A 12,428-nucleotide genomic window follows, 5' to 3' on the forward strand; every position below is an offset into this window, starting at 1 on the left:
CGCAGGCCTGAGCAGCCTGCGCATGGTTTATTGACCGTGGAAATCAGTCTTTCTGATCGCGCAGTACGTTACCGGACGTGCCATCGATACGGAATTCATAAACGGAGCCATCCGCCTTACGGCCCTCACCTTTCCAGTAGCCATCGTTGTCCGCTTCGATCTCATAGACTTCGACGTAACCGGCCTTGGTCTTCACGATCTCGATCGCCTTTTCGATGGTGACCCAGCCCGCACCGGGACGATCGGCCATCGCGGCACCGGCACTGAACAAGGCAGCAGTGGCAACAACAGCGGCAAAGGTTTTTTTGATCATTTTTTCACTCCATTTGTGGATGATGTTCGTCGGATGTCCTGTTTTTGGGCGTCTGACGGAAAAATAAGTTCCACTTTGATGGGCAATTGCCATGATGGATGTTCTCGGCGCGTTGCCCGCAAGGTTAGAATGCAGCAAATCAGGACGAGTCAATGACCCAAGAATCCCTCTCGGAAGCCGAATACGATGCGATCACCGATGCCGCCGCGCACTGGTGCATGCGTCTGCACGCTGCCGACTGCTCCGCCGAGGAGCGTCTGGCTTTCGAGCAATGGCGCGATGCTCATCCGCTGCATGCGTTCGAATATGAAGCCATGCTGGAAATCTGGGACGTTGCCGAACACTTGCCGCGTCCGCAGCCGCCCCCGAGTGTGCCGCTGAACAAACCCGTCCCGGCCTGGCGTCGCTATGCCATCGCCGCCAGCGTCTGCGCCCTCGCATTACCGCTGGCCGCCTACAGCGGCTGGAACCTCGGCTGGCTGCCCAACAGCTATCAGCACTTCGAAGCCAGCGACAATGTTCGTCAGGTGACCCTGAAGGACGGCAGTCAGGTCGAACTCAACCTCAACACCGAACTGACCTTCAGCAATTACAAGGACGAGCGCCGGGTCACGCTGAAAAAGGGCGAAGCGTTTTTCGAAGTCAGCCACGACCTCAGCCACCCGTTCGTGGTCCGAGCCGCCGAAGGCAAGATCCGCGTGACCGGTACCCGCTTCAATGTCTGGCTCTATGAAGATCAGGTGCGGGTCAACCTGATCGAAGGCTCGGTACTGGTTACCAGTAACACGGCATTGCCCGGCGACGGCCTGCGCCTCGGCCCGTCGATGCAGGCGCAGTACCGGCATGGCGACTACACGCCACAGATCAGCCAGACCTACGACAACGACAGTTCACTGGCCTGGCGCAGCGGCAAACTGGTCCTCGACAACCTGGCACTGAACGACGCCTTGCCGCTGATCAATCGCTACCTGAACAAACCGCTGAAACTGGCTGACGCCAACACCGGCGCGATCCGCGTCGGCGGCGTCTACAACATCAAAGAGCTGAGCGGCCTCGTCAACACCCTGCCCAAAGTGCTGCCGGTGTACCTGACGCGCAACACTGAGGGTGATCCGGTGATCAACTCGATGCCACGGCAGCCGCCGAAAACCTGAAGCTTGGGATCACGCGTTTCGGGCAATAAAAAACCGCTGTCCCTGTTCAAGGAGCAGCGGCTTTTTCGTTCAGGATGACTTACTGCGCAACCACCTCGGCACTCTTGCCGGCAGCATCACGCACGGTCTGCACCTGATATTGCGGATCAGCCTTGATCTGCTGCTCGGTAAACGGCAACACGCTCCACTGTTTCTTCGAGAAGGCCTCGGTCTGGTCACGGGAGTATTTCGACTCTGGGTCACTGGACAGCGAGAACGCCAGCAGCCCCTGAGCGTGCGGGCCTTTGTTGTCGAATGTTACCACTTGCAGGTAGCTGGTGCCGCTGACCACTTCGAGTTTGCCGTCTTCACGCGGCACACTCTGAATCGCGTTGTAGATCCCCAGCGTACCCGGCCCGCCGTGAATCGCGGTTTGCTGACCGCCGCTGCTCACCACCTGAATGTCGCCCCAGCGGGTGTCCGCTTTCAGGCCCATTTTCGTGGTGGTTTGCAGCGATGCCTGCATTGCTTCACGCAATGCCTTGCTCACCGCCGGTTGCTCGATCGCCAACCCGCGCGGGGTGTGTTGCGGGTCTTTCGGATCGAACGCCACGCGCCAGACATCCGGCGACTTTTGCAGGGTTTGCATGATGTTCTGGAAATGGACCAGGCCGATACCCGAATCCAGATTCGCCCGGCCATCCCAGCCCTTGAGGCTGACGCAAACCGGCTTCAACGAAGCCGCGTCCGCACCAAGATCCGCAGCGCAGAATTTCAGCAGATAGGGCAGCACCTGAGTCGCCAGATAGACGTTGTCATTCATCACCATCTGTTGCAGATCCTTCACCGCCACCGGGCCTTTTTTACCCAGCGTGCTCAGGCGCTCCAGTGCGAACCGTGAACGCAGCCCCAGCGGCTGGCCGTCCTGGCTGATCAGCGGGGAGAATCCGGTCAGTGGTTGTGCCGGGTTCGCCAGCCACGCGGAATCGTTGGAGTGCTGGACGAAGTCCTTGCGCAACAGTTGCGGTAACTGGTTGGCGGCATAAATGCCCTTCTGCGCGGCTTGCGGATCGATATCCCACGCGCAGGCGCTGTTGGCGCCATCCAGCACGATCATCTGCAATCCGATACGCGGGTCGCTGCACTTGGCCAGTTTCTCGGCGCTGACGTTCGGCACCACCGACAGGTTCATGTACAGCGTCTGCCCCTTGTCATCCACGGCCAGGGTGTTGACCCACGGGATGCCCTGGATCTTGTGCACCGAATCCTGCAGATCCTTGAGGCTCGACGCCTGATTCATCGCGTACCACTGCGTCAGCACGCGATCATTTTCCAGGTTGGCGTCGCGCAGGCTGTAAGCGTACTGATGGTCCCAGTCGAGCTTGCCCGGCCATTGCACGATCGGGCCGAACTGCGAGCTGTAGACATCGCGCGAAACCGGCACCACCTGCCCGTCCGCCTGTTTGATCTGCACGGTCACCGTCTGCTTGCTCAGCGGCAGCGATTTGCCATCGAGCAGGTAGCGCGTCGGATCTTTGGGATCGAGTTGCAGGCGATACAGGGTGAAGTGCTTCGACGAATCCACCGTGTGGGTCCAGGCCAGATGCTGGTTGAAACCGATGTTGATCACCGGCAGCCCCGGCAAGGCGGCGCCCATCACGTCGAGTTTGCCGGGGATGGTCAGGTGCATCTGGTAAAAGCGCATGCCGCCGACCCACGGAAAATGCGGGTTGGCCAGGAGCATGCCACGCCCGTTGAACGAACGCTCGCTGCCGACCGCCACGGCGTTGCTGCCGCGATCCAGGGCGAAGCGCTGCATGCGCGCGTCCGCCAACTGATAAGCCTGCGCATGGCTACCGACCTGTGCCGTGGCTTGCGGCGGCGTCGCACCGGCCAGTGCTTCGGCGAACTGCCCGACCCCGCCTTCAACCAGCAAGCGGCGGGTGAGCTTCACCAGATCCTCGGCGGCGATATCACGCACCCACTCCCCCTGGCACTGCTGCGGCAAGCCTTGCTGGCGGCGCTCGGCCAGATAGCGGTTGTAGCCTGCGGCATAACCTTCCACCAGATCGCGCACCTGAGCAGGCTGCGCGTCCCAGAAGGCCTTCACCGCTGCGGGGGTGTTGAGCCAGCTGAAGAACAGGTCGCTGACGCGATTTTCGCGTTGTTCGACGGTGAACTGATCCGGCCCGAAATAGCGCGAGCGCTGGCCATTGACCGTGACAATCTCGTTGGCCAGCAGGCACAGGTTGTCCTGCGCATAGGCGTAACCGATGCCGAACCCGAGTCCGCGCTCGTTTTCCGCGCGAATGTGCGGCACGCCAAATGAGGTGCGGCGAATATCAGCATGGGTTTGTGTGGCGGGACTTAACGCATGGGCCGACAGACTGAGTCCGAGAAACGCGCCGGCGAGGGCCAGCCCGGTTAACTGCCTGGAAATAATCACACTCGCTCCTGATCGATGGGACACGAATCGACGCCTGCGTTGCGCGAGCGTCAGACCCGGTCTGAAGTTGATTCCTGCGCCCGGGCGCAAGATGGCTGTTCAGGAAACGAATACGGTAAAAAAATATTTAGCCTGTTTGCCCAAGCGACCGGCCGGCGATGACGGGAAAACAACGAATAAGCGACAAAATTTCTACATATTTTCTTTCATGATTTGTCGTGCTGAAACGTCTTGTTTACTGAGAGCAGCCAAAACGTTTCCTGACCAGGCTCTGAAAGGAGTAATCCCATGTACAACTCGCAACTACCAACGGACGGTAGCCAGGCGTCACAAGGAGCTTCCATGAGTCCCCGCGCGAGCAGTTTCGCACCCAGCCCCGAGCGACAAGGCAATGAGCGCATTCGCCTGCTGCTCAAAAGCTTCGGTCTGCGCACCAGCCTGATTCGCCTGAAAGTCATCGACGCCTTGCTGGTCGCCGCGCAAAGCGAACGGCGCCTTGGTGTGCGCGGCGTGCACAGCCAGTTGCTGGACCTGGATATTCCGTTGTCCTTCCTCAGCGTGCGCGAAGTGTTGAAGCGTCTGTGTGCCGAAGGTGTGGTCACCTTCAACCCGGACAAGAGTTACAGCCTGCATCCACAGGCTGCTGCCGTGCTCAATCACGATTGAAGCGTCCCGCGATCGCCGTCAGGGTTTGACCTTGCGGCGCATCACCGCGTTGATCACCACCACGACCACCGCCACACCGATGGCGATGTACTGGAACATCTTCTGACTGATCATCCCGGCGTTCTGCAGCCAGGACAGGCCGAGCATGATCGCCAGCACCGACAGGGCGATCAGGATCGAGTATTTGAAACGTTGCTTCTGAGTCATTGCGGGTTCCTGAAACTTTCAAATGTATCCGGTTTGTATCCGGTTGCATGCCATGCACATACCGTGTTGCGGGGATGGGCCGGGGCGAACGCGGTCTCATGTTACAGCCGATGAAGAGTTTTGGCTTCATGACGGCGTAACCATGAGGATTTTGAAATGTTCCGTCGAATCACCTGGCTGATTCCCCTCCTTGCCATCCTGACCTTGAGTGGCTGCTTCTTCTTCCCTCACGGAGGCTGGCATGACGACCACCATCGCTACCAGGAAGGTCCCGGTTATTACCATCGATAGAACAGGATTGTTCGCATCTCGGTGTGTCTGAAAGCACCGGAAGAGCAGCGGTAAAAGTCTTTTCAGAGCAAACCATGCCCGCCCGCCAGCGGGCATTTTTATTGGCACGCCGACCGGCCAGTCACGGCTGTTCGACACGCGTATTGATTCACTTAAATACGCTGTAAGTATTTGAAATTTCATGTCGCAGCAAAGCATTGGATGCTGCGACGACTCTGCCTCTAGTCTCTGCAAACTTTCTCGCTCACTGGAACAGGGATGTTTATGCAGAGAACCTTGATCGTAATGGCGCCCGTGCAGACAGTTGGATTCTGCCTGGCCATTACCGCTTTTGAACTGCTCACCTACATGGCCAGCGACATGATCATGCCGGCCATGTTGACGGTCACTGAGGAGTTCAACGCCGATGCCCGTCACGTACCCAATGCGTTCAATCTGTATCTGATCGGCGGCGTGTGCCTGCAATGGCTGATCGGCCCGCTCTCTGATCGTTACGGCAGACGTCGCTCGCTATTGCTCGGCTGTGCGCTGTTTGGCCTAGCGTGCAGCGCCGCGGTCATGACGCAGCGCATTGAAGCGTTCAATGTGCTGCGTCTGATACAAGGCATGGGTCTGGGATTCGTCGTCGCCGTCAGCTACCCGGCGCTGCAGGAAGTATTCTGCGAAGCCGATGCGGTGCGGCTCATGGCACTGCTGGGCAATGTGGCGCTGCTGTCGCCGCTGCTTGGTCCGTTGCTCGGCAGCCTGCTGCTGGAATGGCTGAGCTGGCGGCAGATGTTTCTCGGTCTGGGAGCGGCCAGTGCCGTTGTCTGGCTCGGTCTCTTGGCCTGGATGCCGGAAACGATCGGCGTCACGCGCCGCGATGTCCAGCAACAGGCCCCTGCGCCGTTCTCGCTCAGGCAAATCCGCCGGGGTTACTTCGCGCTGCTGCGCAATCGCCGATTCGTCGGCAGCAGTCTGGCGTTGGGCCTGATGAGCCTGCCATTGATAGCCTGGATCGGTCTGGCGCCGGTGTTGCTCATGCAGCGGCTGGAGCTGTCTGCGCTGGAATACGGCCTGTGGCAGATCCCGGTGTTCTCGGCGGTGATCGTCGGCAATCTGCTGCTGGATCGATTGCTCGCCGGGCACACACTGGTTCGGGTGATTGGTCTGGCATTGTGGCCATTCTGTCTCGGACTGCTGACGCTGATCGGCGCGGCCCTGAGTACGACTTCCCTGGCACTGACCGTCGCCGGTCTGGCCATGTATGCGCTGGGGCTGGGCATGAGTAACGCCGCACTGTACCGGCTGGCGCTGTTCTCCAGCCCCGATGGCAAAGGTCTGGTCTCGGCCATGATCGGCATGCTGTCGATTGCCGTGATGGGCATCGGCGGTTCGCTCATTGCCATCGTTGGCGGCGGCGACAACCTGCAATCCTTCTGCCTCTGGGCAGCCCTCGGCGGCCTGCTGTGCCTGCCCCTGCTCTACCGTCTTCTGCGCCACAACCCTGCGACACCCGCGGCGCCCAACGCACATCAATAAGGATATTCGATGACTCGATTCCCCCATGGCGACGCGCTCTGCGCATTGCCGAAGCCCTATTGCCCGGACTCCGTACCCACGGGCCTGTTCAATCAGGCCATGAGCGAAATCACCCGGTTCCACGCTCGCCATACGCCTGGCTACGGCCATTGGCTGAGCGCCCACTCAATCGATGTCGATGATCTCGACACGCTGGACGACTGGTCGCAACTGCCACCGATTTTCGCCAATTTCTTCAAGCAACACAGGCTGCTCAGCCCGACTGGCGCGGACGCTCTGGAGCTGACCTCTTCCGGCACCAGCGGGCAGAAGAGTCGCATGCGCTATGACGCCCGCAGCCTCGGCGCAGCGCAGTTCATGGTCGAGCGGATATTCGCGCAGTACGGCTGGATAACACCGCACGCACCGTGCAACTACTTGCTGCTCAGCTACGAGCCAGAACAGACCAACACCCTGGGCACGTCCTTTACCGATCAGTTCCTGTGCGGCTTTGCTCCCGCCAATCGGGTGGTTTACGCCTTGCGTCGTAACGGCGACGGTCACCAGTTTGATCTGTTCGGTGTGATCGCGGCCCTGCAGGCATTTGCCGAAGAAGGCCTGCCGGTGCGTATTTTCGGCTTCCCGGCGTTTCTCTGGGAGACCCTGCAACGCATGCGTGCCACGGATGTGGCGGATGTGCAATTGCCGGCAGGTTCCCTGGCATTTTTCGGCGGTGGCTGGAAAACCCGTGCCGCCGAAGAAGTCCCCAAGCAAGCGTTGTACGCGCGCATCCAGCAACAGCTGGGCATCAATACCCGGGACTGTCGCGACGGCTATGGCGCCGTCGAACACGCGGTGCCTTACATCGAATGTGCCCATCATCGCTTTCACGTCCCGGTCTACGCGAAAGTTTACGTGCGCAGCCCCGTGGACTTTTCAGTTCTGCCCTATGGGCAATCCGGCCTGCTGAATCTGGTCTCACCCTACATTTCCTCAAGCCCGGCCCACGCGGTGGTCATGAGCGACCTGGCGACGCTGCATCCTGGAACAAGCTGCGGTTGCGGTCTGGCGAGCGACTGGTTCCACCTGCATGGCCGCGCCGGCACCGCAGCCGCCAGAAGCTGCGCCATGGCTGCTTCCGAACTGCTGGGGAGGCACTGACATGTACTTGATCAACGGAAAGCTGCACACCGACTGCAACCTCGAAAGCGCCTTGCAGCAACTTCACCTGGAGCTGCCCAATCGGCTGCAGACACCCCTTGAAATCAGCACGCTGCTCGCAACTGCCGAGGCATTCGCCAAACGCCTGCAACGGGAAGAACCGGAACTGCCGCTTGATGCCGGACAACGCCAGGCCCTGATCGATTTCTGCCAGCCCGCCACGCTGCAAACCAAACTTGATCGCGAGCTCGGCCTGCAACCCGACTCTCTGCGCCGCATCGACTATCGCCAGTCGCGTTTCGAACGCTGGAGCCCATTGGGCCTGGTGGTGCACATCACGCCCGCCAATGCGCCGCTGCTGGCATTTTGTGCGGTAATCGAAAGTCTGCTGAGCGGTAACGTCAACTGGCTGCGCCCCAGCAGCAGCGACGGCGGCTTTACCGCACGCTTGCTCCAGGCGTTTCTCGACTGCGACCCGAGCGGGCAACTCAACGGTCACGTGGCAGTCCTGCCGACGATTACCGGACAAATCGGCCAACTGTGCAAGCACGCCAACGGCGTCGCGGCCTGGGGTGGCGAAACCGCGCTGCAAGCCATTCGCCAACAGGTGCCGCCAGGCTGTCGCTGGATCGACTGGGGGCACCGCATCAGCTTCGCCTATCTGACCCCGGACGCGGTCTCGCCCGCCGTACTCGATGCCATCGTCGATGAGGTGTGCCGCCTCGATCAGCAAGCCTGCTCCAGCCCGCAATGGTTGCTGGTGGACAGTGACGATGCAGCGGTGTTGAGCGACATCGGTGCCCAACTGGCCGTCGCGTTCGAGCGTCGCGCCGGGCAGTGGCCGGCCCTCACACCGACGCTTGAAGAGGCTTCGCAAATCACTACCTGTACGGCAATGGCGCGGCTGGCCCAGAGTTTTGCCGGGCACACCGGCCGGGTCTGGAGCGCGCCGGGGTGGCGCGTGATCTGGAGCCATGACCGCCAGCTCGAACCGTCGGCGCTGTTTCGCAGCCTGTTGCTCAAGCCCCTGCCCCGCGAGCTGCTGACCGCGACGTTGCTGCCGTGGCGCAACGTGCTGCAAAGCTGTGCCCTGCTGTGCCCGGAGACGCAGATCGCCGAGCTTTCGCGGACACTGATCGCCGCCGGTGTTACCCGCATTGTGCCGATCGCCGCCATCCACGATGGCTACGACGGCGAACCCCATGACGGCGTCTACGCCTTGCAGCGTCTGAGCCGCCGAGTGTCGGTCAGCCTGACGCCGAACTCACTGGCGCACCACGCCACGCTGGATCGCCAGCCATCGCCACCGCCCTTGGCCGGCGTGCCGATCATGGACAAGGACACGTTCATCGATCGACCGCCGCACCCGCAGGCGCAGCTGTATTTTCGCTCCGGGGGCAGCAGTGGCACCCCCGTGCTTTCGGGTTTCAGTTACGACGATTTCCAGCGTCAGATGCGTGCCGCCGCCGATGGTTTGCTGGCAGCCGGCCTGGCCCCGACGCGGGACCGCGTGATGAACCTGTTCTTCAGCGGCGGGCTGTACGGCGGCTTCTCCAGTTTTGCCAAGGTGCTGGAGCAACTGCAAGCCCGGCACTGGCCAATGAGCGCGCCAGCGGATGACGATTACCGGGAGATCGCGCAGATGATCGAGCAACAGCAGATCACCGTGCTGATCGGCATGCCCGCCACCCTGCACCGGCTGTTCCTCAACGAACAGCAAACATTGCGGCGCTATGGTGGCATCGAAAAAGTCTTTCTCGGCGGCGAACACCTCAGTGAGCCAACCCGCGAATTGCTGCAGAGCTGCGGTGTGAGCCTGATCCGCTCGGCGATTTACGGCAGCGTCGATGCCGGCCCCATCGGCCATGCCTGCCAGGCCACAACAGATGGCGCGTTTCACCTGATGAGCGAGATCCAGCATCTGGAAATCGTCGATTTCGATCAGGACACGCCAGTCAGTAATGGCGAACCCGGGCGTTTGCTGGTGACCACTCGGGCACGTCAGGGCCAGTCCGTGCAGCGTTATGACATCGGTGACAGCGGGCGCTGGCTCCCCGGCCCGTGCGCCTGCGGCCTGACTTCGCCGCGCTTCGAACTGCTGCAACGCCACGGCAAGCTGCTGCGCATCGGCACCGACTTCATTTCGCTGGCGACGCTGGCGCAGCACCTGCAGGCGCCGTTTCAACTGGTCCTCGATCACGGCCCGGACGGCCTGGAACGCATGCGCCTGCGCTGCCCGCTGGCACCGGAACAGGCTCGGCAACGACTGCAGAATTACCTGACGCTGACCACGCTGATGCAAAGCGGATTGCTGACGGTCGACATCGAGCAATGTGCAATCGAGCAGTTCGCTCGAAACAGGCACAGCGGCAAAACGCCGACAGTGATTGATACGCGCCGCTGACAGCAGAGACCTGCACGCGGCCACCCGCCACTTTTATAAGATAAAACCATGAACACGACCGTTGAATTGAACGACTTGCTCGGCTACGTCCGCCGACATTCCGCGTATTACCGCGAACACCTCAAGGCAGTCGCGATGCCCATCAGCGCCTTGAGCGAACTGCCCGAGATTGACCCTGAGCAATACTGGCTAGGTAGCCAGAATCCACGGCAATGGCCGGTGCTGACAGGCCCGCTGAACGATGCGCTGATCTTCAAGACCGGAGGCACCACTGGCGCGGGCAAACTGTCGCTATTTACCCGCGCAGAATGGCAAACCCTGGTACACGATTTCGGCAGCCACCTCACGGCGCAGCTGAACCCCGGGGACCGGGTTGCCAACCTGTTTTTCGTCGGGGATCTGTATGCCAGTTTCATATTCGTCCACGACGCCCTGGCCCATGTCGAGACAGCCGTCAGCGAGTTTCCCTTCACCGGAGCCGTCGACAGCGCGGTACTGGTCGACTCGATCGTTGCCTACCAGATCAATGTGCTGGCTGGCATACCGGCACAACTGTTGAAACTGGCCGCTTGGCTTGAGCGTCAGTCACTTGTGCTGGAGGGTATCGAAACCCTGCTCTATGGCGGTGAAAGCCTGTTCGCCGCGCAACTGCAATTGCTCCATCGGGTGTTCCCGAACGCGCGTATCGCCTCCATCGGCTACGCCAGCGTCGATGCCGGGCTGATCGGCATCAGTGCCCGCGATTGCGCCTTGGGCGAACACCGGATGCTGGAGCGGCACAATCTGCTGGAGATCATCGACGAGGTGAGCGGTGAGGTCATCGAAGAATGCAACCGCAACGGCAGGCTGGTGGTGACCAACCTCACCCGTCGCCTGATGCCGGTGATCCGCTACCCCGTCGGCGACCTGGCGTGCTGGCGCGAACCGAGCGGAACCCCGATGCGCAAATTCGCCCTGATGGGACGCGGCATGAGCAGCCAGCGTGTTCGAGTAGGTGTACTGAGCCTGGACACGGGTGATATTGGCGATCTGGTGCAAAGCGTCGGCACCAGCGACAACTGGCAACTGGTCATCGAACAGCAGGGGAAAAAAGACCTGCTGAGCCTGCGGTGGGTGCCGGGTACGCTAACGCATGACATTTCCCTGACAACCTCAAGACTGCGCCGTGCGCTGATCGACCAATACCCGCTGATCGGGACTCTGCACAACGATCAGTTGCTCGATCTGCACGTCATCGCTTGTGCAGGCGATGAACTGACTTGTCATCCACGTTCTGGCAAGCGGCAGAGGGTCGTCGACCGGCGCGATTATGAAAACCCGCGCCCGAGGCGAGAATGATGGACACGGTAACCCTGCGACGCTACCGCATCGCTGACGCACCGGCCGTCAGTCGCCTGTTCGAGGAAGTCTACGGCGATCATTACCCTCAACCGCACGTGTATCTGCCCTGCATGATCAGCCAGAACCACAACGACGGTCGCTGGCACTCGCTGGTAGCGGTGGTGAACGAGAAAATCTGCGGGCACGCGACGTTGTTTCGCCAGTCAGGCAGAAGCTTTCTTGCGGAACTGGCACTGACGGTGGTGCACCCGGACACTCGCGGGCAAAACATCGCCACACAGTTGGGCCAGCAGTTATTGATTCATGCACAGGCGCTTGATTGCCAGGGCGTGACAATCAAACAGGTCACGCACCATCCCTACACACAGCGCATGGCCGCCGGTCTCGGGTTCCACAGCATTGGACTGTTGCCGGACTACGCACCCTCTCCGTTCGGCGGGCCGGGGCGTGAGACGATCGTTGTCGGCCACCGCACCATAGACGGCTACCGTCGCCCGCTGCCGGCACTGGCCTGGCCACAGGATTGCCGGGAATTGATGTCGCATCTGGAATCAGCTTTCGGGACCAGCGATAAAGCCGTGCCGTGGAAAGGTCCGAGGGTGCATTTCGAACGTGCATTGGGGCGCTATGACATGGTGCTCAAAGAGCTCGATGACAGCTTGCTCAAGCAAGTGGTGCAACTGCCGGCGCACTGGCTGATTTCGATCCGGCTCAGACTCGCCCAAGGGTTTTCCAGCTCACTGGAAAAACTCGCGGCTGCAGGTTTCGCCTTCACCGGGATTGTCCCCGATGAACGCAGCGAAGGCTGGCTGGCGCTGTTTCATCGCGGCTGTCAGCCGTCCACGCTGACGTTGCACTGCCCGCACATGCAGCGTTTGCAGGATCATATTCGGCAGACCGGCGAAGGGTTTCAGGGCTAGAAACGAAAACGGCCCACCCAGCGTATGGGTGGGCCGTTTTTGATCG

Annotated in this window: 10 protein-coding genes; 7 read left to right on the forward strand and 3 right to left on the reverse strand. The window is 60.8% G+C overall.

The genetic code is table 11. From position 1 onward, the window contains the following. Nucleotides 1-43: 43 nt before the first annotated feature. On the reverse strand, nt 44-313 hold the full coding sequence (locus JFU48_RS22925; protein WP_003224587.1) for a PepSY domain-containing protein: 270 nt from the start codon (nt 311-313) through the stop codon (nt 44-46). Nucleotides 314-465: 152 nt separating this feature from the next. Between JFU48_RS22925 and JFU48_RS22930 the strand changes: the two genes are divergently transcribed. Further along, nucleotides 466-1,467, forward strand: coding sequence for a FecR family protein (locus JFU48_RS22930; RefSeq protein ID WP_003224584.1), 1,002 nt, complete (start codon nt 466-468; stop codon nt 1,465-1,467). A gap of 79 nt (nt 1,468-1,546) precedes the next feature. Here the strand turns inward: JFU48_RS22930 and pvdQ are convergent, their stop codons facing one another. After that, nucleotides 1,547-3,892, reverse strand: coding sequence for a bifunctional acylase PvdQ (pvdQ, locus tag JFU48_RS22935; RefSeq protein WP_201137762.1), 2,346 nt, complete (start codon nt 3,890-3,892; stop codon nt 1,547-1,549). Nucleotides 3,893-4,180: 288 nt separating this feature from the next. On the opposite strand from pvdQ, the gene JFU48_RS22940 reads away from it, so the two are divergent. Beyond that, entirely contained in the window at nt 4,181-4,558 is a 378-nt protein-coding gene (locus JFU48_RS22940) for a fe2+ zn2+ uptake regulation protein (protein WP_045122427.1), read from the forward strand. Between the two features lie 18 nt (nt 4,559-4,576). On the opposite strand, the gene JFU48_RS22945 is transcribed toward JFU48_RS22940, so the two are convergent. Next, nucleotides 4,577-4,765 (reverse strand): hypothetical protein, encoded by a 189-nt coding sequence (locus JFU48_RS22945; protein ID WP_201137763.1) that lies wholly within the window; start codon nt 4,763-4,765, stop codon nt 4,577-4,579. A gap of 555 nt (nt 4,766-5,320) precedes the next feature. On the opposite strand from JFU48_RS22945, the gene JFU48_RS22950 reads away from it, so the two are divergent. The 5 genes from JFU48_RS22950 to JFU48_RS22970 are packed head-to-tail and all read left to right on the forward strand — an operon-like array spanning nt 5,321 to nt 12,382. Beyond that, nucleotides 5,321-6,577: an MFS transporter gene (locus JFU48_RS22950; RefSeq protein ID WP_201138521.1), complete on the forward strand. Its 1,257-nt coding sequence runs from the start codon at nt 5,321-5,323 to the stop codon at nt 6,575-6,577. Nucleotides 6,578-6,586: 9 nt separating this feature from the next. Then, on the forward strand, nt 6,587-7,717 hold the full coding sequence (locus tag JFU48_RS22955; RefSeq protein WP_201137764.1) for a LuxE/PaaK family acyltransferase: 1,131 nt from the start codon (nt 6,587-6,589) through the stop codon (nt 7,715-7,717). A 1-nt stretch (nt 7,718) separates the two neighbouring features. Continuing rightward, nucleotides 7,719-10,121, forward strand: coding sequence for an acyl-CoA reductase (locus JFU48_RS22960; RefSeq protein WP_201137765.1), 2,403 nt, complete (start codon nt 7,719-7,721; stop codon nt 10,119-10,121). A gap of 48 nt (nt 10,122-10,169) precedes the next feature. Further along, nucleotides 10,170-11,459: a phenylacetate--CoA ligase family protein gene (locus JFU48_RS22965; protein ID WP_201137766.1), complete on the forward strand. Its 1,290-nt coding sequence runs from the start codon at nt 10,170-10,172 to the stop codon at nt 11,457-11,459. Continuing rightward, a complete protein-coding gene (locus tag JFU48_RS22970; protein ID WP_201137767.1) occupies nt 11,459-12,382 on the forward strand; it encodes a GNAT family N-acetyltransferase in 924 nt (307 codons plus the stop codon). The genes JFU48_RS22965 and JFU48_RS22970 overlap by 1 nt, the downstream gene beginning before the upstream one ends. Nucleotides 12,383-12,428 lie beyond the last annotated feature (46 nt).

It is taken from the genome of Pseudomonas sp. TH49, assembly GCF_016650625.1.
Taxonomy (GTDB): Bacteria; Pseudomonadota; Gammaproteobacteria; order Pseudomonadales; family Pseudomonadaceae; genus Aquipseudomonas; species Aquipseudomonas fluorescens_H.